We start from the raw sequence: 24,376 nt of genomic DNA, 5'->3' as shown, positions 1-24,376 counted from the left end.
TCTAGACAACTCACAGCATGCGGGAGCCCTCCCTATTTGTCACCATCGAGATGTAAACAACGTCTTGGCACTTAACATCTAGCGGTCGATTCGCGTAGGCTCGTGGGTGAAGGAGTTGAGCACCTCGGCTCCCTCCTCGCCCACGAGCACCAAGTCCTCGATACGCACGCCGGTGCGTCCGGGGAGATAGATCCCCGGTTCGATCGAGAAGGTCATACCGGACTCGACCAGCGCCTCGTTGGCCAGCGACACATCGCCCGGCTCATGATCTTGCAAGCCGATCGAATGACCCAGGCGATGAGTGAAATAGGGGCCGTAGCCCGCATCCTCGATAACCGAACGCGCCGCTCGGTCGATATCGCAGAAGCGAACGCCGGGACGGACCATGCGCTCCGCCGCCTCGTTGGCCGCGCGGACGACGTCGTAGATACGCGAGCTCTCGGCATCGGGCTCGCCCCAGAAGAAGGTGCGCGTCATATCCGAGCAATAGCCCTGATACTGGCCGCCGATATCGAACAGCACCACCTGGTCATCCCCGAGCGCAGTGGCATCGGGTTCGTGGTGCGGATCGGCGGCGTTCGCCCCGAAGCTCACGATCGGCGCGAACGAGAAGCCCTCGCATCCTTGCGCAGCGTAGAGATCGAGCAGCTGCGATGCGACCTCGCGCTCCGTCACGCCGGCGTGCACGAGCGCGGGCAGCTGCGCCATCACGGCGTCGTTGATGCGGCTCGAGGCGCGCATGAGCTCCTGCTCGCGGGCGTCCTTGATGGCGCGCGTCGCCGCCACGGCGCCCGAACCCAAGAAGTAGGACGCGGCCGCCCCGCGCTCCTGAAGCGGAATCAGGAAGCCGGAACGCATCTGCGCGTCGATGCCAAGCGGACGTGTCGGATCGATGGAGCGCATGAGGACATCGGAGAGGTCGTCTGTATCGGAGAACACCACGACCTCGGCATTCTCATACTCATCGATAGGATAGAGCGCGTTATCGAAGATGACGGGAGTGGAGCCGGCTCGCAGCAACACGCCGGAAAAGCGCTCGTACATCTCGGCATAGAACCCCGTGAGATAGAAGATCGACCAGGGATCGGTAACGAGCAGCTGCGCGCCGGGACGCAGCGCCTCGAGACGAGATAGCACGGAATCGATACGGTTCTGGTGCACGAACGCCATGAATGCTCCTCCTTTACATCCGCATCCAACCGATGCGCAACGCTATTCAAGCCAAGGGTAGCACGCCGCGCGGCGCGGCGACGGTCACGGCGACCGTTCGCCATGTCGCCTACATGCAACTGAAGCCTCACGATAAATCAGCAGCTAGACAGGCGTATAGGGGACATCCTGGCCGCTATCGCCATTCGCAAGGCAGCCATCGACGGTCATGGTACCCCTGTGAACCTTTAAGTTCAACTTTAAGGTGAGCATTCTACAGCGTATACTTTTCACGAACGTACTCGGTCGAAGGTGAGGTTTATGCACGATCGCGACGCAGCACACGAAATCGGCGCGCCGATACGCAGGCACGCACGCCTGCTCTGTATCGCAGGCCTCAGCATGTCCCTCGGACTCGCTGGCGTACCGGCGGCATATGCCGCATCTGCCCGCACCGACAGCGAGCTCGCCCGGCTTGCAAACGAGGTGACGCAAGCCACTTCGGCCTATAGCCGGGCACGGGCAAAGTCCGTAGATCTACAAGGGCAGGTCGACGCCCTCGCCGACGAGATCATAGCCCTCGAGCAAGACGTCCTTCCCGCAAAGCGCCGTGAGGCATCGGATGCAGCCGTCGCCATGTACAAGCAGCAAAACGACGGCGCGAACCTGCTATCGATGCTCTTCGGGGCCGGATCGCTCAACGATCTGATCGAGATGGGCAAATACCTCGATACCATCCAGTCACGTCACGTGCGCGCCCTGGAAGACCTCAACGCCGCCCACGATGAATTGCAGGCCAAGCTCTCGAACCTCGGAGCCGCAAAGGACGCCGCGGTAACGCAGCAGCGCAAGGCGGACGAAGCGCTCGCCTCGGCTAAGAGCGCACATGCCGAGATCGAGCAGAAGGCCGCGTCGGAAAACGCCGCGGAAGCCGCCAAGGCGGCGGCGCAGGTGCAGCAGCAGATCGAACAGGCCGAGCAGCAAGCGCCCGCCAAGCCCTCCGCACCGGCCCCTGCCCCGCAGCCGGAGCCCGCCCCCACCCCTCAGCCGCAGCCGCAACCAAGTCCGCAGCCCAGCCCGCAACCCGCTCCCCAGCCCGACGGCTCGGATAGCGGCGGCTCCACCGGTTCGAAACCCGACCAGGGCGGCGATGGAGATACCTCCACCAACCAGGGCGGCTGGCTCTCGGGCGTGGCGTCGTACTACGGCATCGGCGATGGCTTCATGGGCGGCACCACCGCCAGCGGCGAGATCGTGACCGAAACCTCCATGGGTATCGCCATGCTCAACGTGCCGTTCGGCACGCGCGTCGAGATACGCTACGGCGGCCGATCGGTTATCGCCTACGTCAACGATCGCGGTCCCTACGTTCACGGGCGCGTCATCGATATGCAACCCGCCGTCGCGCGAGCGCTCAACTTCGTGAACGTCGGCGTCGGCACCGTGGAATACCGTTTCCTGTAGGTCACGCAGGATTCAGGCTTCCCTGGCCTGCGACCAACCCGGATGGAGCAGACATCGAGAACGCCCCGGTCCACCGTGATGAACGGAGGACCGGGGCGTTCTTGCAGACGCAATGCGCCTTTCACCAGACGGGCCTATATGCGCAGCAGGCCCGCCACCTCGCCGGCAAGCGTAATCGTACCGGCCGCTACAAGCGGTTCGCCACGCCGGGCGAACTCATCGAGCGCCTCGGATACGGAGCCGTATGCTGCAACGAGGCAGTCGGCAGGCCTACCGGAACGCTCGAGCGCGGCGGCGACCATGCCCGCGAGCTCATCGCATGGAAGCGCGCGGTCGGACAAGGTTTCCGTTACGACGATACGGGGAAACGCCGGCACCAGATGTTCTATGATGCCGTCGACGTCCTTATCTGACAAGGCTGCCAAGAGCAGCGCCGGGCGACCGTCGACGCACGGATCGAGCTCGTCTAAGGCTGCGACGAAGTTCTCGCAGCTCTGGGGATTATGGCATGCATCGACCAGAACAAGCGGATCGCGGCGCACCACATCGAACCTGCCCGGGATGGGGCAGGCATCCAACGCGGACAGGGCGGCCGCCGAATCGAGGGCGCGTCGCAGATACGACTCCGCCACCGCAACGGCGCATGCCGCATTCTGTGCCTGATAGACGGGCTTGGCGATCTCGTACCTATATGAGCCGTACGGGCCCGAGCAGGAAAACCCGACCGTATCGCCCAGATGCGCAGGGCGTTTGGTGAGCTCGTGAGCGGAATACCACGGCTCGACGCCGCACGCTTCGCACCGCTCCCGCATCACGCGGGCAACCGACGGCTCATGGGTGCCCTCGCCCAAAATGACGGAGCGCCCGGGCTTGATCACAGCCGCCTTCTCCCCCGCGATGGCCTCGAGCGTATCGCCCAGGATGCGCACGTGGTCCAATCCGATACCGGTCACAGCAACGACACGCGGATCGGTGGCCGACGTCGCATCCCAACGGCCGCCCATGCCCACCTCGAGCACGGCCACATCCACGCGTGCCTCGGCAAACACAACCATAGCGGCCACCGTAAGCAGGTCGAACGGTGTGATGGTATAGGCATCGAGTCCCTGTGCAGCCCTGCGTGCGTTCACACGACGACCGGCTTCGGCCGCACATGACACTCCGCGACGAAAGGCGTCGGGTGACACAACGGAGCCATCCACCTCCATGCGCTCCTCGTAGCGCACGAGCTGGGGAGACGTATAAAGGGCCGTACGAAAGCCCTCGGCGTGAAGAAGCGCGGCGGTAAATCGCGTGGTAGATGTCTTGCCGTTCGTTCCAGCTATCTGTATGCAATCGAAGTGCTCGTCCGGACGGCCGAGCTCGTCGAGCATATCGACGACCGTTTCGAGAAGCGGGCCCGTCGTTCCCGGCAACATGCCGGTGTCGGCAGCCAGGCGAACCGCTTCAGTGTATGAAAACAGCGGAAAATCGAAGGAAACTGAATATGGATCGGAACGCTTTGCCATGTTCTCTCCAAAATCGTCATTTCTTAGGTCGTGCCTGGCAGTAATTGCAAAAAATGAGTCCGTCGATCTCGTTTCCAAATTGAAACGAGGGCTGCATCCGTCAGAAAACCGGTGATTTCAGAGCCGATGACGACTCAAAGTGGTCACGTGTACGATTTCGAGCTATATACACGCATGAATCCAGCGACCGAAAGACTCAATACTTACATTTAGTGCCATGAGGATGCCGGTCACACTGAGACCTCGGCAAAAAGGCCCGGAAGCCACGAGGGCGTCCGGGCCAGCACGAGCAACGGTGCTTAGAAATCGGCGAGTTGCGCCTTCAGCGCGGCGATGGTCTCTGCCAGCTCAGCGGCGCGGGCGCGCTTGCCCTCCACGATCTCGGGCGCCGCCTTGGCGATGAAGCCCTGGTTGGACAGGGTCTTCTCCGCGCTTGCCAGCTCCTTCTCGGCAGCCTTGAGCTCCTTCTCCATACGGGCGCGCTCGGCCTCGAAATCCACAAGGTCGCCCATGACGACGTAGGCGTCGAAATCGGCACCGGGTAGAGCGATGGCCTTATCTGGCTTCACGAAACCGTCGGCATGGGATACCACGAGCTCGCTCACGTTCGCCAAACCGCAGATAAACTCCGACATGCCCTGGATGGCGGCCACCACGTCATCGGATGCGGCCTTGATCTCGCAGCGCAGCGCCTCCTTCGGGGAGATGCGGTACCGAGCGCGGCTCGTGCGGACGCCCGTGACTACGGCGCGGGTGAGCTCGAAGGACTTCTCAGCGGGCTCGTCGATGAACCGCTCGAAATCGGCCGGCTCGGGCCAGGCGGCGACCATAAGGGCCTCGGCGCGCTCGCAGGAGCCGTCCTCGTTCATGTCGAGGTAGCTCGCGGGCATGGTGTCCCAGATAGCCTCGGTGACAAAGGGCATGAGCGGGTGCATCAGGCGCAGCGAGGTATCCAGCACGAAGATGAGGTTGCGCTGGGCCTGCAGGCGGGCGGCGTCGTCCTTGAGACGGGTCTTGGTGACCTCGACGTACCAGTCGCAGACCTCGTTCCAGAAGAAGTTCTGGACGCCGCGGGCCATCTCGCCGAAGGTGTAGTTCTCGATGCCCTCGGTGACCATGCGGACGGCCTTGGCCAGGCGGCTGAACATCCAGGCGTCGGCCGCGGTCTCCGCCACGGGCTCGCCGGGGGTGTAGCCCTCCATGTTCATGAGCAGGAAGCGACTGGCGTTCCAGATCTTGGTGACGAACGCGCGGGCCTGCTCGGTGCGGGCCGAGCCCTTGAGCGCCTTGGTCTTCTTATCGATATCGGCGTCGAACTTGACGTCCTGGTTGGTGGTGCACAGCGTCAGCAGGTTGTAGCGCATGGCGTCGGCGCCGTACATATCGATGAGGTCCATGGGGTTCACGCCGTTGCCCTTGGACTTGGACATGCGGCTGCCGTCCTTCGCCAGGATGGTCGGGTAGATCACGACGTCTTGGAACGGGACCTCGTCGAGGAAGTACAGCGAGCTCATGACCATGCGGGCCACCCACAGGGCGATGATGTCGCGCGCGGTGACGAGGGCCGTGGTGGGATGGTGCCCCTCGAGCTGCTCGGGATGCTGCGGCCAGCCCTGCGTGGCGAAGGTCCACAGCTGGGAGCTGAACCAGGTGTCGAGCACGTTCTCGTCCTGATACACGTGGGCGCAGCCGCACTTGGGGCACACGGTCACATCGTCCATGCAGGCGTCTTCCCAGCCGCACTCCTCGCAATAGAACACGGGGATGCGATGGCCCCACCACAGCTGGCGCGAGATGCACCAGTCCTTGAGGTTCTCCATCCACGTGGTATAGGTATCGGTCCAGCGGGCCGGGTGGAAGGTCACGCGACCGTCGCGCACGGCGTCGAGCGCAGGCTCCTTGAGCTTGTCGACGGCGACGAACCACTGCTCGGATAGCCAGGGCTCGAGGGTCTGGTCGCAGCGGTAGCAATGCATGACGGAGTGCCTGTGCTCGTCGATATGGTCGAGCAGGTCGTGCTCCTCGAACCACGCCAGCACGGCCTCGCGGCACTCGTCGCGCGTCATACCGGTGAACTCTCCGTAGCCCTCGACGACGACGGCGTGCTCGTCGAAGATGTTGATCTTCGGCAGACCGTGAGCCTCGCCCATGGCGTAGTCGTTGGGGTCGTGCGCCGGGGTGACCTTGACGAAGCCGGAGCCGAAATCGGGGTCGACGTGCCAGTCGTCGAAGATGGGGATCTCGCGGTCGACGATGGGCAGGCGCACGGTCTTGCCGACGAACGCCGCCTTCTCGGAGTCTTTGCTGGACACGGCGATGCCGGTGTCTCCGAGCATGGTCTCGGGGCGGGTGGTGGCCACGACGATGTACTCCTGGCCGTTGACGGGCTCGGTCAGCGGGTAGCGGAGGTGCCACAGGTGGCCGTCCTCCTCCTTGTACTCCGCCTCGTCGTCCGAGATAGCGGTGGTGCAGTCGGGGCACCAGTTGACGATGCGCTTGCCGCGGTAGATGAGACCATCGTGGTACCAGTCGCAAAACACTTTGCGAACCGCCTCGGCGTACTCCTCGTCCATGGTGAAGCGCTCGCCGTCGAAGTCGACGGAGCAGCCCATGCGCTTGATCTGCTCGACGATGGTGCCGCCGTACTCATGCGTCCAGTCCCAGCAGGCATCGAGGAACTTCTCACGGCCGATTTCCAGGCGAGAAACGCCCTCGCTCTTGAGCTTCTTGTCGACCTTGGTCTGCGTGGCGATGCCAGCATGGTCGGTGCCCAGAATCCAGCGGGTCGAGCGGCCGCGCATGCGCGCCATGCGGACGATTGCATCCTGGATGGAGTCGTCGGTGGCATGACCCATGTGGAGAATACCCGTGACGTTGGGCGGCGGAATGGTTACCGTGCAGTCGCCCACGCCCTCGCGGCGCTTATAGTAACCGCCATCGAGCCACTTTTGCAGGATAGCGGGCTCGTTGACCGCAGGGTCGTATGTCTTCGGCATCTCTTCCATGGGGATTTCCTTCCTCCGAGCGAACGCGCCGGCGTCATCGATGAACCTGAACGATCCGACGCGACCGAACGATGGGACATAAGTTCATAACCGGTGCAACAGGATAGCATAGAAGCGCACCTGCTCCGAGGCAGCCATCGCGCTCAAGCGACTACATAGACAATCTCGATAGGCCGCCTACGACGGCAGCCCGAACGGCGCGTCCGCGTCTTATCGTGGAGCCGATGCAAACAGCCGGCTCGCACAAGACGTGCGAACCGGCTGTACGAATTCAACGCGGCGAATACAGGAGACCGCCAGAGCTAATCCAAGTCGAGCGACTGCGGCTTGGTGGCGGCAACGGCACCGTTCAGGATTCGGACGGGCTGTTCCTCTCCGCGAGCGGCGGCGGCGGTCACCACGACCTTGGCAACGTTCTCCTCGCTCGGGAGGTCGAACATCGTCTGCTGCAGCAACTCCTCGCAGATCGAGCGAAGACCACGCGCGCCCGTCTTGCGGTCGAGCGCCTTATGCGCGATCTCATGCAGGGCATCGGGTTCGAACTCGAGCTCGCAGCCCTCGATCTGGAACATGCGACGATACTGCTTGGTGATGGCGTTGCGCGGACCGGTGAGGATCTGGACCAGGTCGTCCTCATCGAGCGCCTGCGTCTGCGTGATCACGGGCGTACGGCCGATGAACTCGGGGATCATGCCGAAGGCGTTTAGATCCTGCGGCAGAACCTGATGCAGCAGGTCGTTCTCGTCGGCGCTGGTGGGACCGGCGATCTCGGAATTGAAACCGATGCCCTTGTTGCCCACGCGATCGGAGACGATCTTGTCGAGACCGACGAACGCGCCGCCGCAGATGAACAGGATATTGGTCGTATCGATCTGCAGCAGCTCCTGCTGGGGATGCTTGCGGCCACCGGTGGGCGGAACGCTGGCGACGGTGCCTTCGAGGATCTTGAGCAGTGCCTGCTGCACGCCCTCGCCCGACACATCGCGCGTAATCGACAGGTTCTCGGCCTTGCGGGCGATCTTGTCGATCTCGTCGACGTAGATGATGCCGATCTGGGCGCGCTCGATGTCGCCGTCGGCAGCGGAGATGAGCTTGAGCAGGATGTTCTCGACGTCCTCGCCAACATAGCCGGCCTCGGTGAGGGCGGTGGCGTCGGCGATGGCGAAGGGTACCTCCAGAATACGGGCGAGCGTCTGGGCGAGCAGCGTCTTGCCGGTGCCGGTGGGCCCCAGCAGCAAGATATTGCTCTTGGCGAGCTCGACATCGTCCAACTCGGAGGAACCGGCGATGGCATCGCGGTTGGACGCGTGAGCCCCGGTATCCCCCATGAGAACGCGACGATAGTGGTTGTAAACGGCCACGGACATGGCGCGCTTCGCATCCTCCTGACCCATCACGTACTGGGACAGCTCGTCGTAGATCTCGTGCGGCGTGGGCACGCGCTTGATGAGCGTAGAAGCCACCTCGTGGGTCGAGCGCGGCGCATCGACGACGGCCGCGTCGTCATCGAACTCCTCCATCGGAATGCCGTACTGGGCGGCAGCCATGAAGTCCTGGGCGAGCGATTCCTCGAGGATCTCTGAGCACGCCTCGACGCACTCGTCGCAGATAAAGGTATTGCTGGGGCCCTTGACGAGCTTGCGCACCTGTTCTTGGGTCTTACCGCAGAAGGAGCAGCGAACGACGTCGTTGCCGTGCTTATCGGACGTGAAATCTGCCATTACTGATTGCTCGCTTTCGCAGCGTCGACACGCGAGGTAACGATACGATCGACCAAGCCGTACTCGAGGGCGGCCTGGGCACGCATATAGTTATCGCGCTCGGTATCGGCCTGGACCTTCTCGAACGGCTGGCCGGTGGCGTCGGAAAGAATCTTGTTGAGCGTGGCGCGGGTCTCGCGAATCTCGCGAGCGGCGATCTCGATCTCGGTCTGCTGTCCCTGGGCGCCGCCGCTGGGCTGGTGAATCATCACCATGGAGTTGGGCAGGCAGAAGCGCTTGCCCTTGGCGCCGCAGCTCAGTAGCACGGCCGCCATGGAAGCAGCCATGCCCACGCAGATGGTGGATACCTGGGGCTTGATGTAGTTCATGGTGTCCAGGATAGCCAGGCCGGAATAGACCTCGCCGCCCGGGGAGTTGATGTAGAGCGAGATGTCCTTTTCGGAATCCTGGCTCTCGAGATGAAGCAGCTGCGCGATCACGAGGTTCGCGGTCACGGAGTTGATCTCTTCACCCAAGAAGATGATGCGGTCGTTCAAGAGGCGCGAGTAGATATCGTAGCTGCGCTCACCACGGGGGGTCTGCTCGATAACGTAGGGAACAAGAGCGGATTCGATCCTTGGAAGCATATCCTCTCCTTTCGGCTGGCGTGTATATAGGCGTACGGTGCCCGATCTCGCCTTAGCTGTAAATCGATGCACCGTACGAACGTATCCGGTGATACCCGGTATGATACTTTACCCGAACCCAAGGGCTACGAGTCAAAAGAGGAGGCGCTACTCGGCGTCCTTCTCAGCGGCCTTGGCATACTCGTCGACCTCGGTGACCTCGGCGCCCTCGACCAGCCAGTCAACGGCCTTGGAGCGGCGGATGGAGTCACGAACGGCGGGCATGCGGCCATCGGCGAGGAAGGCGGCCTTAGAAGCGGCGACGTCCTGGATACCGGCGCTGGCAAACTCGTTGTCGATGTCCTCCTCGGTGACCTCGATCTTGAGCTCGCGAGCGAGGGCGTCGAGAGCCAGGGACTCACGAGCCACATCGTTGGCCTGCTGGTGCAGGTCGGCGATGAAGGCCTCGGAGGTCAGGCCGTTGGCGGACAGCCAGGTGTCGAGGGTCATGCCGCGCGCAGAGAGGTTCTGCAGGAAGTTCTGGCCCAGCTCGGAGAACACGGACTGCTCGTAGTCGGCATCCATCTCCTCAAGCTCGAGGCGCTCGGCGAGCTTGGCGACGGCGCGGCTCTCCTTGAGGGAGGGCAGCTTGGAGTTCTTGTCGGCCTCGATCTCGATCTTGATGGCGTCGCGCATGGCCTCGACGCTCTCGAAGTCGAAGGACTCCTTAACGAACTCATCGGTAAGCTCGGGAACCTTGCGCTCCTTGACGGTCTTGACGACGACCTTCACGGTAGCCTCCTCGGCACCCTCGGGCGTCCAGGAGATCTCCTTCTCGTCGCCCACGTTCAGGCCGAGCAGGCCGGCCTCGAAGGCCTCGGGCAGCGACTGGGAGCCCATGGCGTACATACGGCCTTCGCCAGCCAGGGCCTCGGCGTTCTTGACGTTCTCGATGTCGAGGGTCACGAAGTCGGCGTCGGCGATACCGCGCTCGACGTCCTCGAAGGTGGAGTGGTAGCCCATGAGCATCTCGACCTGGGAGTCGATCTCGGCCTCGGTGACCTCCGCCGGCGGCATCTCGATGGCTACGGCCTCATACGAGGAGAGCACGGGCGCAGGACGCAGGGTGAACTCGACGACATAGGTGTAGTCGGTGCCATCCTGGGCAAGCTCGATGTTCTCGTAGTTGCCCTCCTTCACCGGGACGATATCGAGCTCGTTGAGCACAGCGCCCTCGTTGGAGCCGATAAGCTCGTTCGTAGCCTGGGCGCGGGCGGCCTCGGAACCAAGAGCGCTGTCGATGACGGCGCGAGGGGCCTTGCCGGGGCGGAAGCCCGGGAAGCGGTACTGCTTGGCCATGGCCTTATAAGCCTTCTTGATAGCGGCATCGACCTCGGCCGCGGGAATGGTGACAGTAGCGGTGAGCTTGGCGTCCTGTACGTCGGAAGCAGTGATGTTCAACGTTCCTCCTCAAAAACCATCGGCGTTAACGGGGTGCCGATCTACCCAATTGACAACGAAACTGCAGATGCCGCATGGTGCGGGCGAAAGGACTCGAACCTTCACGGGAATCCCACTGGAACCTAAACCCAGCGCGTCTACCAATTCCGCCACGCCCGCGCACGATACAGCAACTTTTGTATGATAGCAGATACATGAACCCGCGGCACCATGAAGCTGCAAGCGGCCGGCGCGCCACGCCTCATCCATATACGAGTGCGCGCCCGGCTTCGCTCAGCCGGGCGCGCATCCAAACGACGGGCGCTCCCCCGCCGCATCGGCAACGGCTCGTTACACGATGCCCTGCGCCATCATGGCGTCGGCGACCTTCTTGAAGCCCGCGATGTTGGCGCCGACCATATAGTTGCCCTCGAAGCCGTAGGCGGCCGCGGCGTCGTCGCACGCATGGTAGATGCCGCGCATGATGGACTCCAGCTTGCCGTCGACCTCCTCGAACGTCCACGACAGGTGCTCGGCATTCTGGCTCATCTCGAGGCCGGACGTGGCAACGCCGCCGGCGTTGGCCGCCTTGCCGGGCATGAATGCCACGCCGTGCTCGATGAGGTACTCGGTCGCCTCGCTCGTGGTAGGCATATTGGCGCCCTCGCCCACGACCTTGCAGCCGTTCGCCACAAGCGCCTGCGCGTCTTCGAGCAGCAACGTGTTCTCGCGAGCGCAGGGCAACGCGATATCGCAGGGCAGCTGCCACACGCCGCGGCCATCGCCCTCGTGCCACACGGCGGTTTCGCTCGCCTCGGCATACAGCGCGAGGCTCACGCCCCGATCGTTGCCCGAGCGCTTCTTGTTATAGATGTCCTCCAGTACGCGATAATCGATACCGGCGGGATCCTCGATCCAACCCTTCGTATCGGACGCGGCAATAACCCTGCCGCCCAGCTGGGCAACCTTCTGGATAGCGTAGATGGCGACGTTGCCGGAGCCATGGACGACCACGGACTTGCCCTCGAACGAATCGCCATGGCACTTCAGGTACTCGTCCACGAAATAGGCCAGGCCGTAGCCGGTTGCCTCGGTACGGGCGAGCGAACCGCCAAAAGACAGGCCCTTGCCGGTGAAAACACCGGTCCACTCGTTACGCAAGCGCTTGTACTGGCCGAACATGTAGGCCACCTCGCGACCGCCTACGCCCAGGTCGCCGGCGGGAACGTCGGTATTGGGACCCAGGTGGCGGTAGAGCTCGTTCATGAACGACTGGCAGAAACGCATGATCTCGTTATTCGACTTGCCCTTGGGATCGAAGTCCGATCCGCCCTTGCCGCCGCCCATGGGCAGCGTGGTGAGCGCGTTCTTGAAGATCTGCTCGAAGCCCAGGAACTTGAGCATGCCAAGCGTTACCGTGGGGTTGAAGCGCAAGCCTCCCTTGTAGGGACCGATGGCGGAGTTGTATTCGACGCGATAACCGCGGTTCACGTGGCACGTGCCGGCGTCGTCGACCCACGGAACACGGAAGATGATGATGCGCTCGGGCTCGACCAGGCGCTCGAGAAGGCCGGCCTGCTCGTAGGCGGGCTCGCTGTCGACGACGGGGGCGATGGAGGAGAGGACCTCGTCCGCCGCCTGGATGAACTCGGGCTGATCGGCATAGCGCTCGTGCAGCTCTGCGATGACACGCTGGGTATAGCTCATGGAAACTCCTTTTGACGGTAGCGCCGTAGATGGCGCGGCGTTTTCTATCATAGTGCAGAATGGCACCGCTACGTATTGTTCCACGCCGCGAAACCGTTATGCAACGAATGTCGACGAGTCGCGGGCCTCGCGAAAAGATGATGGAGGACAAACCAGCCGTTGCCCCGGACGCCTTGAAGCTATATACTTCTTCCTTGGACGTCGGGACGTGGCGCAGTTTGGTAGCGCGCCTGCTTTGGGAGCAGGATGTCGCAGGTTCAAATCCTGTCGTCCCGACCATATGCGGGCGTAGTTCATCGGTAGAACCTCAGCCTTCCAAGCTGATGAGGCGGGTTCGACTCCCGTCGCCCGCTCCAGAGAAACCGCAGGTCAGAGTACTTAAAACTCTGGCCTGTTTTCTTTTTATCCCTCATGCGCAATGGCGATGGAAGATCAACGAAAAACAGCGGCCCGGGATGTTGCACGTCCTGGGCCGCTTTCGTTTGAGCAAGATGTGCCGGCGCGGAGCACCCGTGCACGCGGAGGCGCCCCGAATCCATAACACCGGGGCGATCTGGTATCGCCCCGGTAATGGCCGAACGCCCCAAAACCGCACCCAGACGCCCGACGTCGAGCGCCCGGCTACGCGTTACCGACGCTTTCGACTGACGCCCCGGGCAGCAAGGGCGGCGCCAAGCGCACCGAAGACGCCTGCCGCAGCGGCCGCGTCGCCGGTAGCGGGCAACGCGGAGGAGCCGTTCGCCCCGGGCCGCCCATCGGGACCGTCGGCACCCTGGCCCGGTGCCTCGGGCTGTTCGGGCTCGGGCAGCGGGCCGGGCTTCCCGGGAGCCGGATCGGGCAGCGGGTCGGGATCGGGCTCGCCGATCGCGGGCAGCTCGACGACCCGCACATCGGTATACGTCCGGCCATCGCGCTCGACGGTGGCCGTGTACGTGACCCGGCCGGGCTTGCTCGCCGTAGGCTCGACACGCTCGCTGGTCACCGTGCAGTCCATCACCACGGCATCGCCGCCCTCGGCGCGCTCGAACGTGGCGGTCGCATGGGAGTAATCGTCACTCCAGCTGAACGTGGGCGCCTTCAGACCGCGGACCGTGACGCGATAGACCGTGTCGCCCACCGCGATATCGGTCACGCCTGGGGCGACGCCCGTGATGGACAGCGTCGTGCTGGTTCGCTCCGGATCGACCTTCACCACGTGGGCGTACTTATTCGACGTGTTGAGCGACGGGTTGAGCGCATAGAGCGTGTCGGCCGCGCCGCCGGCCCCGTCGACACGCGCCACGATCAGCAGCTTGTCGCCGTTCTTCACCGCATCTTTGCCGTTCAGACGCTCGTAGCCCGCGATATCGGACGACGCGCCCTCGGACTTGCGGTAGAGCTCGTAGCAGTCCGCGCCGCTCGTATCGTTGGTGCAGCGGTCGAACACCGCGGTGCCGTTGCGATGGAAATGCAGATACCGGTTGGCGGCGGCGTCGTACAGCTTGACCGTGCCCTCCTTCTCCCCGGCGCGCAGCTCGATCTTCCTGGGCGCGGCGTTACCCGGGAAGCCCGTCGAATCCAGGTTCAGATAAACCGCCTTGCCGTCCGAATCGGTACCGGCCACGGTCCATCCGTTGCCGTCAGCCGTGAAGGTGAACAACGCACGGCTCAGCGCGATGGCCTCGCCCGTGAACGACGCATCCGTGCCCAGGCTGCCGGGCACCTCGCCGATCACGTCGACCAGCGGGCTGCTCGCGAGCTTCGCGGTAGCGATCGCCGTGTCGGGATCATGCGTGATGCCGCCCCCGAACAGCGCCTCGGAGATGGTCTGACCCGGATCGACCGCACGCTCGACCAGCTGCCTAGGCGCCACGCGCACGGTGTAGACGGCGCCGCTCGACTCCTCGGTAAAACGAACCTCCCCTTCCGCCTTGCCCGTGTAGGCCACGGTCTTGGTGCCGTCCTCGTTGTCGGTCACGCGGATATCCACGATAGAGCGGTCGATATCCCCGTATCCCGTGAACGCGCCCTCGACGGTATGGCTGAACGTGCCGTACAAAGGCACGGTGACCAGGCGCTTGTTGCCGATGAGCGCGCCGGGCGCCACGTCCTCGATCGCAAGGTCGCGGTAGATGATGTCGGCATTGGCGGCCTCATAGAGCAGACCGAGGGAGCCGTCCTGCTTCTCGGCAAGGCAGGAGTAGGCGAAATGCGATCCATTCGCGGTGACGGACACGTTGTACTTCCAGGTAAGGGAGCCGTCCTTCTCCACCAGGCCCACGAAGACCTTGCCGTTCGCACGGCTGCCGCCGGTGGGCGCCGAGAGGATGATGGCCGTCTTGCCATCGATCTTCTGGGAGTACGTGAGAGCATCGACCTGGCATGTCGTGGTGATATCGAGCCCGCTGCTCGCAAGCGTCTTCTCGTCCTTCCACGTAGCGCCGTCATCGTCGGATACGGCGTACCAGCCGTGGCGCGCAAACAGGTACAGGCGACCGTCGGCCTCCACCACGGTGGCCTCGGACGTCTGGCGGGCGATATCGTTGCTGCGCTTCCATGTACGGCCGTTGTCGTCGGAGTAGATGACGCTGCTGTTGCCGTCGCCGCGGCCGCGCTTATAGGTGTAGCACGGCAGGATGATGCGGCCCGTGGACGTCACGAGGCCGCGGCCCGGGCCGACGCCGTAGAAGCAATCGTTCGAGGAGCGGCCCGCGCGCACCTGCTCGTTGAGCATGTTGGGAGCCGACCAGGTGGCGCCGCCGTCGGTCGAGGTGATATGCCACAGGTACGACGTCGCCATGACGTGCAGGGTCGCGTTGAAGTAGAACACGTTTTGCTGAACGTAATCGGAGCTGCCGATCTGCGGGCAGTAGATGGGCTCGCCGTCCTTGTTGAACAGGAAGAACCCGCGATCCACATAGTACACGACGGTGTTGTCCGAGACCTTGATCACGGGCGCCTTGCCGTCGGCGGCGAAGTCGCCCACATAGTGCGTATAGCCCTCGCCGCGCTCGGCGCCGGCCGCGCGTTGCTCGTCGGCATCGGCGGACGCATAGAGCACTAAACGCTGCTTGCCCTCGATCTGCACGTAGCCGCTGCCGTTGACGGGGTTGTTCTTGAATGCCGAGTTCAGCGCCACGCCGCCCGGCCACAGGTCGACCATCATATGGATGGCGCCCGCGTCGTCCTGGACGACCACCGGGTCGATGAACGCCGTAGCCTTGTTGTTATAGGCATCGGTGCTGTCGTTGAAGTAGTTGGGGAAGCTGTACGACCAGGTCTTGCCGTTGTCCTTCGACGTGGAGATGATCGTGTCAAGACCGCCGGCATCGGCCTGGGTGTTCCAGCGCGCGTCGATGGCGGCGAACAGCGTGCCGTCGGCCAACGTGGTCAGCGCCGGGATGCGGTAGTTCTGGCTGCCGCCCGTACCCTTCGCGAACGGCTGGCCCTCCGTGGTACCCGTATCGCCCTTCCCGTTGGGAACGACCTGGGGCGTCACCATGGTCTGACGGTAGAGCGAAATGCCGTAGGGGGTATCGGAAACCGACCAGCCGCCGGCGGTGTAGGCCAGGTACTTCATGGCCCCGCCCACCTGGCGGCCGATGCTGAAAGCGCCGTCGTCCATGCGCTGGATCTGCAGGGCCTGCGCGCCCGCGGCGGCCTCGGCCTTGCCCGACTCGATATGCACGTAGCGGCCATCGCCCGTCTCGCTTTGGATGGCGAAGCCGCCGTCCACGCTCTCGATCCCCCACTCGTGGGTGTGCTTGCCAGACAGGCCGCCCACCTCGCAGTCGACGGGTGCGAGGACCTCGCCCGTGTTCTTGGCCGTGCACCGGTCGAGTTTGGCCTGGCCGTCGGTGCGGTGCATGATGCGCAGCTTGCCGTCGTTGGACGACGTGGACACGAAGGAGTACGTGCCGGCCCGAACCGTCGCATCGCTTACCTTCACGTATTTCGCCACCTGCGGCAGACCGTTATCCGCAGTAGCGGCGTAGGCCGCGGGCACCCAGCCGCCCATACTGGGCACCAGCGCCTGAGACGGTCCCAGGGTAAACGCCAGCAGCGCTCCCGCCGTGGCAACCGCATATGCGTGATGACGCTCGACGTTCATGCGGCGTCCTTTCTACTCAGCCATCCAAGGCATCGAATATCCACAGTAAGGATGTAGTCTACGGCGCCGTCCGCGCTCGCGGCGGCGACGTCCTAGCGAGCGGGTGAATAACCCCCTTGAATGGTTGCCAAAAGATACTCCCCGCTCAGGCACCGGGGCATAGCGTCTCAAGCACCGCCCCTCATGCCGCACGGGCGGCGGCGGAACCGCGAGGGAGCGGACAGGCCGCTCTCCGGCGCCATGCCATCGCAAGGCGCCCTCCCCGCTCGCACGGCCTGGCGGACTAAACGATTGCGTGCCGGTGTAAACACACCCGTAACCGGCCGCGGCGTATACTAACCTGGAACCCGACCCCCTTTCGGAGGCACCATGCCCAAGCAGCTGTTCGAATCAACGAAAGAAAACCTCAAGCAGGGCGCCCAAGGCATGGCGATCGATGCGCGGCGCGATGCAGGCAACGCCTGCGCCAGCCTGCGCGTATTCGTCCTCAGCCTACTCGTAGCCGCCCTCATGGGCGTAGCCGGCTGGGCGTTCCTCGCCGCCCTGCGCTTTGTCACCAACCTGCGCGAAGCGCATCTATGGCTCTTCGCGCTGCTGCCCGTGGTGAGCGTGGCCACCGCATGGATCTACCGCACGCACGGCCTGCGCGCGCAGCGCGGCAACAACCTCGTCATAGACAGCACGCTTACCGGTACGCCCATCCGCAGCCGCATGGCCCTGCTCACGTTCTGCTGCTCGACGGCGACCCACCTGGTGGGAGGCTCGGCTGGCCGCGAAGGCGCAGCCGTGCAGCTGGGAGGCACCATCGCGAGCAACGTGGCGTCGATCTTCCACGTGGAGGGCCACGACCGGCGCGACCTCATGATGGCGGGTATCTCGTCCGCCTTCGGCGCGGCGTTCGGCACCCCGCTTGCAGGCGCGTTCTTCGGTATGGAGATGTGCTTCATCGGCAAGCTCGACTATAGCGCGGCGCTCTACTGCCTTGCCGGCTCGTTCGTGGGCAACGCCGTCAGCCGCGCGCTGGGCACGCCGTTCTCGTTTGCAACCATCGCGTCGGTGCCCCCTATGAACCTTGGGAACCTCGCCATCGCCTGCCTCGCGGCGGTGCTCTTCGGTCTCATGGCCCGCCTGTTCACCTTCTGCATCCGCTCCGTCAAGCGCCTCTACGCGCGGCTGTTCACGAACTATCTCGCGGCCGCGGCTACCGGCGGCATCCTGCTCTCCGTATTGTTCCTTGTTTTCGGCCTGCATCGCTTCGGAGGCCTATCGGAATGGATGACCGCGGCCGCGTTCGACGGATCGACCACGCCCGTCGACGCGCTGCTCAAGCTCGTCCTCACCGCGCTCACCGTGGGCGTGGGCCTGCAGGGCGGCGAGGTGACGCCGCTATTCGGGATCGGAGCGGCGCTCGGCGGCTGGATCGGCTCCGTCGCGCTGGGCGAGCCGAGCTTCATGGCCGCCCTGGGCATGATCGGGGTCTTCGGCGCGGCGCTCAACGTACCTGTGACCACCATCATGTTGGGAATCGATATGTTCGGCGCTCACGCGGGAAGCTACTTTGTTATCGTTTCGTTTATCAGCTACCTCGTCGCAGGGCACCATGCCGTCTATCCTGCACAGCGCATCGTCACGCCCAAGCGTCGCTCTCTCAAGAACGACGCCGACCTTACCGTCGAGCACGCGCAAGAACGCCACCGTCAAGAACTCGAACAGCTGGAGCGCTCATGAGCACCAACCGCAGTCCGCTAGGCAAGACCCTTATCATCGTAAACCCCACGGCGCAAAGCGGCGCGGCGGCCACCGCGGGCGAGCAAGCCCAGAGGTTCTTTTCGCTCTACCTGCACGACCCGCGTGGCTTCGATTTGGTTAAGACCGAACGGCCGCGGCACGCCACCGCCCTGGCCGCGCAGGCCGCGGGATACGACACCGTGCTCGCCCTCGGCGGCGACGGCATCATCCATGAAACCGCCTGCGGCCTCATGCAGATCTCGCCGGACGCACGTCCCGCGCTCGGCATCATCCCCGTGGGATCGGGCAACGATTACGCGCGAACGCTCGGCATCACCGACCGCACGGGACGCGACCTCGCATGGCTCTTCGAGGCCGAGCGCAGCCGCATGGACGTGGGCCGCATCGACTTCGACGGTTCGCAGGGCAGCGGCAGCGAATACTTCGTGCAGACGTTCTCGATGGGCCTCGATGCCGCCGTAGCCATCGGAACCTATGGGCTGCGACGCAAGACGGGCCTTACCGGCGACCCGCTCTACCTCGCCAGCGGATTCAACGTGTTCGGCCTCAACTACCGCACGTATCCCATGCGCATGAGCCTGGACGGGGGCGCATGGCTGCAGCTTGAATCGCTCATCACCGCCGTGCAGATCGGGAAGACCTATGGTTCGGGCTTTTTGATCGCGCCCGAAGCCGATCCGAAAGACGGCCTCTTCGATGTGTGCTATGCGCACGGGCGCGTGCCGCGCGCCGTAGCGCTCCCGGTGTTCCTGAGCGCGAAGAACGGTCGGCATCTGGGCAATCGTCATGTTCGGCTCGAGCGCGCCCGCGAGGTGCGCCTCGAGTTCGAAGCAGACGACTACCCCATGCAGGCCGACGGCGAGCAGATTCGCGGTCGCACCGCACGCATCACCAGCATCCCGGGCGCGCTCACCGTCCTGGTGCCGCGAATGAACGAAAACGCGATCTAGCCCCGGCGAGCCCGTGACCGCGAGCGCTTGCGCACGTAGCGCGCGAGCGCCAAGGAGAACCCGGCGAAAACCAGGATGGCGGTGACGACGTACACCCAGCGGTACCCATACAGGAAGATGTCGGGGCGTCCCGCCACATATGCCGTCACGCGCTTTCCAGCCGCGACGCTCATCTGGCCGTAGAGCAGCGACGTTGATCCCGTGATGCCGACGGCCATGCCCAGGTAGCGCGCCAGCGCAGCGACGCTGCCGCCGAAGCCGAGCGCCTCGGCGGGAAGCGATCCCATGACCAGCGAGTTGTTGGGCGACTGGAAGATCGAGGTTCCCAGCGACGCCGCGCCCAGGCACGCCAAGATGACGGGAAGCGTGGTGCGCTCATCGAAGAAGCCCAGCGAGAGCAGGCCAGACGCGAAGACGAACAGGCCGAGGATGGCCGGCCGCTCGCAGCCGATGCGATCGGAGACCGCGCCCGAGATGGGGCCGGCTATCGCGTTGGCCAACGGAATGACGCAGAAGATGAGGCCCGCGACGTCCGGCGCGAACCCGCGCGCATCCTGCAGGTAAAAGGGTGTCATGAGCTCGTAGACGCCGATGGCGACGAAGCTGATGAACAAACACACCAGATTCGCCACGAAGCCGCGATCCTGGAAAACCGAGAACATCACGAGCGGGTCTTTCACGCGGCGTTCGACCATCACGAACGCGACCAAAAGCGCGAGACCGATTCCCAGCATGCCCAGCACCTGCAACGTGACGCCGGCCTCGAGCAGCGTGATGGAGACGAAGGTGAGGAACAGACCGGGAACGAGCAGCAGCGAGCCGGCCACATCGAGGCGCCGCCCGTCGCGCTCGGGGGCGACGTGCGGAAGGGTCTTGAATCCGACGAGCAGCGACACCACGCCCACCGGCACGTTGATGAGGAAGATGTATTCCCATGGCATCGAGCTCACGATGAAACCACCCAGTACCGGCCCGCACATCATGCCCAGCGCGACGAAGCTCGCGAGCAACCCCAAGGCGCGGCCGCGCTCGCGCGCGGGAAACGATTCGGTGATGATACCCATGTTATTGGCCATGGCCGCGGCACCGCCGATGCCCTGGATGGCTCGGGCGACGACAAGGAGCTCGAGCGTGCTCGCCATGCCGCACAGCAGCGAGCCGGCAGCGAACACCGCCACGCCCACCTGGAAGAAGCGAACTTTACCGTAGATATCGCCCAGGCGACCAAAGACCAGCAACGCCGCGCATGTGGTGAGCAGGTAGACCGAGGACACCCACTGAATCTGGTCGAGGCCCGCATCGAGGGCCTTGCGCATGACGGGCAGCGCCACGTTGACGATACTCGAATCGAGCGTGGCCATAAACGTCATGACCAGCACGGTAAACAGGATGGCCCACTTGTTCTTGCCGTGCGTGTTGCCCTCCACCGCGTCGTGGATGCGTTGGGACTCGTTCATACGTACCTCGCATATTCGCTGATGGCGCCGCGCGCTCTGATGACGGCCCGCATGCAGGCAGACCCCCATGAGCCGCGCTATCGTTCCCGCGGCCGCGTAGATACGCCAGGGAGCCGCGAGGATGCACCTCGCAGCCCCGCTGCACAAGTATTTGTTTGTAACATAGGCAGCGCCCAAGCAGCAAGTCCCCGCCCGTGCGCGCCGCTATGCAAGCACGTCGTCGAGCCATGCGCCGACATCGCGATGGACATCGCCCCGAATCGGCTCGTTCAAGATCTCGTGGCGTGCATCGGGATAGATCGACACGTCCACCCGCTCCACGCCTACGCGGCGATACATCGACGCAGCCCGCTCCACACCGCGGCCGCATTCGCCCACCGGGTCGTCGGCGCCGGCGATAAAGAGCATGGGCAACGCATGCGGAATGCGCTTGGCAAGATCGGTATCGGTAGCATCGGCCACCAGCGAGGACAGCGTATGGTACGCGCCCACGGAAAACTTCTGCCCGCATAACGGGTCGTCCCGGTAGGCGTCGACGACGGCGGGATCGGTCGAGATCCAGTCGACGTCGGTGCGCGCGTCCTCGATGGCCTTGCCGTAACCGCCCGCACCCATGCTGTCCACCAACTCGCTTACATACCGCTCGCCGCGATGGCGTGCGATACCGCGGGTCAGTGCCTTGCCGGCAGCGGAGAGCGCGCGCGGCTGCTGGCCCGTCCCGCAGATGACGGCCGCGCGCACGCCCATCGCGTAGCGCGTGAGGTATACGCGCGTGATGAAGCTTCCCATCGAATGGCCGAAGATGACATAGGGGATCGCGGAGGCATCGCCCTGCGGTCCGGCCAGGCGGTCCAAGACGAGGGCCCGCAGCGCATGGACGTCGTGCAGAAGGACCTCCTCGCCCGTCTCGAGCGGCATATGGCCCAAGTCATCCTCGCTTGCAACCGACTTTCCATGGCCGATGTGGTCCTCGGCGCACACCGCGAACCCGCAGCCGCAGAGGAACTCGGCGAAACCGGCATAGCGCTCGATGTGCTCGGCCATGCCATGGACGATCTGCACGAGGCCGCGAATGCCGCCGGGGGCGTCGGCCGCATCGGGTTCCCAGAGCAGCGCGCGAATGGACGAGGCGCCGTCGTAGCTCGAAAACGTAATGACGGTGGTCTTCACGAGAAGGGCCTCCAAACGAACAAATGAGGATTATATCTACCAGGTCCATCCTACCCGAAAAGCACGGCGACCCCGCCCCAACCGGATAGACGGCGGGGACGGGGTCGCCCGAATGCGCTTCTTGCGCGGCATGCGACGCTAGATGGTGTCGAGCGCCTGGGCGATATCGGCCAGCAGGTCCTCGGTCGCCTCGATACCGCAGGAAAGGCGAACCATATCGGGCGTGATGCCGCAGGCGACCAGCTCGTCGTCGTTCATCTGGCGATGCGTGGCGTTGGCCGGATGCAGGCAGCAGGTACGCGCATCGGCCACGTGCGTGGCGATTTGCGCGAGGCGCAGGCTCTTCATGAACTGCTCGGCGGCGGCGCGTCCGCCCGTGAATCCGAAGCTCACCACGCCGCAGCCGCCCTGGGGCAGATACTTCTGCGCGAGCTCATGGTACGCATCGCCCGGCAGCCCCGGGAAGCGCACGAAGCTGATCTTGGGGTGCTGCTGCAAGAACTCGGCCACAGCCTGGCCGTTCTTGCAGTGCTGGGGCATGCGCACGTGCAGGCTCTCGAGGCCGAGGTTGAGCAAGAAGGCGTTCTGAGGGCTCTGGATGCACCCGAAATCACGCATAAGCTGCGCGGTGGCCTTGGTGATGAAGGCGCCCTCCAGACCGAAGCGCTCGGTGTACACCACGCCGTGGTAGGAGACATCGGGCGTGGTGAGACCGGGGAACGCATCGGAATGCTCGTTCCAGTCGAAGCGGCCGGCGTCGACGATGGCACCGCCCACGGCCGCACCATGACCATCCATGTACTTGGTGGTGGAGTGGGTCACGATATCGGCGCCCCACTCGATGGGACGGCAGTTCACCGGCGTGGGGAACGTGTTGTCGACGATCAGCGGCACGCCGTGGGCGTGGGCCGCCGCGGCGAAGCGCTCGATATCGAGGACTGCGAGGGCGGGGTTGGCGATGGTCTCGCCGAACACGGCCTTCGTGTTGGGCCGAAACGCCGCTTCGAGCTCCTCATCGGAGCAATCCGGGGCCACGAACGTGCACTCCAGCCCCATGCGCTTCATGGTATGCGCGAGCAGGTTATACGTTCCGCCGTAGATAGCCGAGCTGGCCACCACGTGATCGCCGCAGCCCGCGATGTTGAAGATGGCGAAGAAGTTCGCCGCCTGGCCGGAGCTGGTGAGCATGGCGGCCGAGCCGCCCTCGAGCTCGCAGATCTTAGCCGCCACCGCATCGTTGGTGGGATTTTGCAGGCGCGTATAGAAGTATCCCGACTCCTCGAGGTCGAAGAGCTTGCCCATGTGCTCGGACGTGTCGTACTTCCAGGTGGTGGACTGGTAGATGGGGACCTGACGGGGCTCGGCGTCGCCAGGGCGATAGCCGCCCTGCACGCAGGTGGTTCCAAGATGCTCTGCCATAACCTTCTCCTTCTCGCACGGCGCGTGCGCCGCCTCGCTCTCGAATATACGAGTAGAATGGTATACCCACTCAACCTATGCGAAGGACTTCAGTATGGCTGTCAACATGGATGTAACGTCAACGGACCGCGCCGAGCTGCTCGCCCGTGCCGCGGCCTATCACGAGCAGGGCTACAACTGCGCGCAATCGGTGGTATGCGCGTTGGCGCCGTCGTTGGGCATCGACGCGGATGCGGCATTTCGCCTCGCCGAGGGTTTCGGCGCGGGCATGGGAGGCATGACCGAGACCTGCGGCGCCATCTCGGGCGCGCTCATGGCCGTGGGCCAGGCGTCGAGCACGGGCACCGGGCACGTGGGCAGCAAGGGGCACACGTACCGTCTCGCACGCAGCCTGTGCGAGCGCTTCGCCCAGGCCAACGGCTCGACCGTGTGCCGCGAGCTCAAGGGCGTGGGCAGCGACCACAGCCCGCTGCGCAGCTGCCAGGGCTGCATCGACGACGCCCTGTGCCTGGCGCTCGACATCCTGGAGGAAGACGCGCAGCGCTCTGCTTAGAACTGCGCGAACCGCGGGGCGCTCGCCGTCATGCGCTCGCGCCCCGCCAGCAACTCGGTGAGCAGCGGGCGCAGGGCGAGCTCCTCGCCGGCTTTGTAGACGGCGTGAATCGTCACCTCGTTGGTGAAATCGGTGGCGGCCACCTTGCCGCCGGTATCGGCAACCAAGCGGGCAACCTGCTCGTACTGGGGGTAGGCAACCGTCACGTCGACCGACACCACGCTCGTCATCTCCACGATATAGCCGGCCGCGCGGGCCTGCTCCACCGCGGCCTGCGCGGCAGCCGTGTAGGCTCGAACCAGCCCGCCGCTCCCCAGCAGCGTGCCGCCGAAGTAGCGCGTGGTCACGCAGCACACGTTCTTCAAGCCCGCTCCGCGCAGCACCTCCAG

General features: G+C 64.3%; 16 protein-coding genes and 3 tRNA genes. 6 read left to right on the top strand and 13 right to left on the bottom strand.

Going from position 1 to position 24,376, the window contains the following annotated elements; all coding sequences use genetic code 11:
• Positions 1–78: 78 nt before the first annotated feature.
• Entirely contained in the window at positions 79–1,170 is a 1,092-nt protein-coding gene (locus I2E26_RS06440; RefSeq protein ID WP_195420074.1) for a Xaa-Pro peptidase family protein, read from the bottom strand.
• A gap of 381 nt (positions 1,171–1,551) precedes the next feature.
• On the opposite strand from I2E26_RS06440, the gene I2E26_RS06435 reads away from it, so the two are divergent.
• Positions 1,552–2,613, top strand: coding sequence for an RlpA-like double-psi beta-barrel domain-containing protein (locus I2E26_RS06435; protein WP_229056470.1), 1,062 nt, complete (start codon positions 1,552–1,554; stop codon positions 2,611–2,613).
• A gap of 134 nt (positions 2,614–2,747) precedes the next feature.
• On the opposite strand, the gene I2E26_RS06430 is transcribed toward I2E26_RS06435, so the two are convergent.
• The 7 genes from I2E26_RS06430 to gdhA form a co-directional block, all read right to left on the bottom strand.
• Positions 2,748–4,121: a folylpolyglutamate synthase/dihydrofolate synthase family protein gene (locus I2E26_RS06430; RefSeq protein ID WP_195420072.1), complete on the bottom strand. Its 1,374-nt coding sequence runs from the start codon at positions 4,119–4,121 to the stop codon at positions 2,748–2,750.
• 299 nt (positions 4,122–4,420) lie between these two features.
• On the bottom strand, positions 4,421–7,126 hold the full coding sequence (locus tag I2E26_RS06425) for a valine--tRNA ligase (RefSeq protein WP_195420071.1): 2,706 nt from the start codon (positions 7,124–7,126) through the stop codon (positions 4,421–4,423).
• A 302-nt stretch (positions 7,127–7,428) separates the two neighbouring features.
• Positions 7,429–8,847, bottom strand: a complete 1,419-nt coding sequence (gene clpX / locus I2E26_RS06420; RefSeq protein ID WP_195420070.1) for an ATP-dependent Clp protease ATP-binding subunit ClpX — start codon at positions 8,845–8,847, stop codon at positions 7,429–7,431.
• Positions 8,847–9,473, bottom strand: coding sequence for an ATP-dependent Clp protease proteolytic subunit (locus I2E26_RS06415; RefSeq protein ID WP_147588113.1), 627 nt, complete (start codon positions 9,471–9,473; stop codon positions 8,847–8,849). The genes clpX and I2E26_RS06415 overlap by 1 nt, the downstream gene beginning before the upstream one ends.
• Before the next feature lie 147 nt (positions 9,474–9,620).
• Positions 9,621–10,913 (bottom strand): trigger factor, encoded by a 1,293-nt coding sequence (gene tig, locus I2E26_RS06410; protein ID WP_195420069.1) that lies wholly within the window; start codon positions 10,911–10,913, stop codon positions 9,621–9,623.
• Positions 10,914–10,988: 75 nt separating this feature from the next.
• Positions 10,989–11,072 (bottom strand) — tRNA-Leu (locus I2E26_RS06405).
• 171 nt (positions 11,073–11,243) lie between these two features.
• Positions 11,244–12,599, bottom strand: a complete 1,356-nt coding sequence (gene gdhA, locus I2E26_RS06400) for an NADP-specific glutamate dehydrogenase (protein ID WP_195420068.1) — start codon at positions 12,597–12,599, stop codon at positions 11,244–11,246.
• A 202-nt stretch (positions 12,600–12,801) separates the two neighbouring features.
• Here gdhA and I2E26_RS06395 point away from each other — a divergent pair.
• Together I2E26_RS06395 and I2E26_RS06390 are read left to right on the top strand one after the other, a co-directional pair.
• Positions 12,802–12,878, top strand: a tRNA-Pro gene (locus I2E26_RS06395).
• A gap of 3 nt (positions 12,879–12,881) precedes the next feature.
• Positions 12,882–12,955 (top strand) — tRNA-Gly (locus I2E26_RS06390).
• 272 nt (positions 12,956–13,227) lie between these two features.
• Here the strand turns inward: I2E26_RS06390 and I2E26_RS06385 are convergent.
• Complete coding sequence (locus tag I2E26_RS06385; protein ID WP_195420067.1) at positions 13,228–16,689, bottom strand: exo-alpha-sialidase; 3,462 nt, start codon at positions 16,687–16,689, stop codon at positions 13,228–13,230.
• A 369-nt stretch (positions 16,690–17,058) separates the two neighbouring features.
• On the opposite strand from I2E26_RS06385, the gene I2E26_RS06380 reads away from it, so the two are divergent.
• Both I2E26_RS06380 and I2E26_RS06375 read left to right on the top strand, forming a co-directional pair.
• Positions 17,059–18,417 (top strand): chloride channel protein, encoded by a 1,359-nt coding sequence (locus I2E26_RS06380; protein ID WP_195420066.1) that lies wholly within the window; start codon positions 17,059–17,061, stop codon positions 18,415–18,417.
• Positions 18,414–19,388, top strand: coding sequence for a diacylglycerol kinase family protein (locus tag I2E26_RS06375; protein WP_195420065.1), 975 nt, complete (start codon positions 18,414–18,416; stop codon positions 19,386–19,388). Before I2E26_RS06380 ends, I2E26_RS06375 begins: the two co-directional genes overlap by 4 nt.
• Here the strand turns inward: I2E26_RS06375 and I2E26_RS06370 are convergent.
• From I2E26_RS06370 to I2E26_RS06360, 3 genes are all read right to left on the bottom strand, one after another.
• Positions 19,385–20,845, bottom strand: coding sequence for an MFS transporter (locus tag I2E26_RS06370; protein WP_195420064.1), 1,461 nt, complete (start codon positions 20,843–20,845; stop codon positions 19,385–19,387). The genes I2E26_RS06375 and I2E26_RS06370 overlap by 4 nt on opposite strands.
• 204 nt (positions 20,846–21,049) lie before the next feature.
• A complete protein-coding gene (locus I2E26_RS06365; RefSeq protein WP_195420063.1) occupies positions 21,050–22,015 on the bottom strand; it encodes an alpha/beta fold hydrolase in 966 nt (321 codons plus the stop codon).
• A 138-nt stretch (positions 22,016–22,153) separates the two neighbouring features.
• On the bottom strand, positions 22,154–23,434 hold the full coding sequence (locus I2E26_RS06360) for an O-acetylhomoserine aminocarboxypropyltransferase/cysteine synthase family protein (protein WP_195420062.1): 1,281 nt from the start codon (positions 23,432–23,434) through the stop codon (positions 22,154–22,156).
• Between the two features lie 94 nt (positions 23,435–23,528).
• Between I2E26_RS06360 and I2E26_RS06355 the strand changes: the two genes are divergently transcribed.
• Complete coding sequence (locus tag I2E26_RS06355) at positions 23,529–23,987, top strand: C-GCAxxG-C-C family protein (protein WP_195420061.1); 459 nt, start codon at positions 23,529–23,531, stop codon at positions 23,985–23,987.
• Here I2E26_RS06355 and I2E26_RS06350 read toward each other — a convergent pair.
• Positions 23,984–24,376: YigZ family protein (locus tag I2E26_RS06350; RefSeq protein ID WP_195420060.1), on the bottom strand; the 393-nt coding region annotated here is incomplete at its 5' end. The two genes, I2E26_RS06355 and I2E26_RS06350, sit on opposite strands and share 4 nt — an antisense overlap.

Source organism: Collinsella sp. D33t1_170424_A12, from assembly GCF_015554865.1.
In the GTDB taxonomy this organism is placed as follows: Bacteria; Actinomycetota; Coriobacteriia; order Coriobacteriales; family Coriobacteriaceae; genus Collinsella.
Note: the sequence above shows the minus strand (reverse complement) of the source record. Positions and strands in the feature narration are given on the sequence as shown.

Excerpts from the sequence above, each read along its gene's own strand:
- I2E26_RS06440 (WP_195420074.1), bottom strand. The coding sequence starts at position 1,170 with ATGGCGTTCGTGCACCAGAACCGTATCGATTCCGTGCTATCTCGTCTC.
- I2E26_RS06435 (WP_229056470.1), top strand. The coding sequence starts at position 1,552 with ATGTCCCTCGGACTCGCTGGCGTACCGGCGGCATATGCCGCATCTGCC.
- I2E26_RS06430 (WP_195420072.1), bottom strand. The coding sequence starts at position 4,121 with ATGGCAAAGCGTTCCGATCCATATTCAGTTTCCTTCGATTTTCCGCTG.
- I2E26_RS06425 (WP_195420071.1), bottom strand. The coding sequence starts at position 7,126 with ATGGAAGAGATGCCGAAGACATACGACCCTGCGGTCAACGAGCCCGCT.
- clpX (WP_195420070.1), bottom strand. The coding sequence starts at position 8,847 with ATGGCAGATTTCACGTCCGATAAGCACGGCAACGACGTCGTTCGCTGC.
- I2E26_RS06415 (WP_147588113.1), bottom strand. The coding sequence starts at position 9,473 with ATGCTTCCAAGGATCGAATCCGCTCTTGTTCCCTACGTTATCGAGCAG.
- gdhA (WP_195420068.1), bottom strand. The coding sequence starts at position 12,599 with ATGAGCTATACCCAGCGTGTCATCGCAGAGCTGCACGAGCGCTATGCC.
- I2E26_RS06385 (WP_195420067.1), bottom strand. The coding sequence starts at position 16,689 with ATGAACGTCGAGCGTCATCACGCATATGCGGTTGCCACGGCGGGAGCG.
- I2E26_RS06380 (WP_195420066.1), top strand. The coding sequence starts at position 17,059 with ATGCCCAAGCAGCTGTTCGAATCAACGAAAGAAAACCTCAAGCAGGGC.
- I2E26_RS06375 (WP_195420065.1), top strand. The coding sequence starts at position 18,414 with ATGAGCACCAACCGCAGTCCGCTAGGCAAGACCCTTATCATCGTAAAC.
- I2E26_RS06370 (WP_195420064.1), bottom strand. The coding sequence starts at position 20,845 with ATGAACGAGTCCCAACGCATCCACGACGCGGTGGAGGGCAACACGCAC.
- I2E26_RS06360 (WP_195420062.1), bottom strand. The coding sequence starts at position 23,434 with ATGGCAGAGCATCTTGGAACCACCTGCGTGCAGGGCGGCTATCGCCCT.
- I2E26_RS06355 (WP_195420061.1), top strand. The coding sequence starts at position 23,529 with ATGGCTGTCAACATGGATGTAACGTCAACGGACCGCGCCGAGCTGCTC.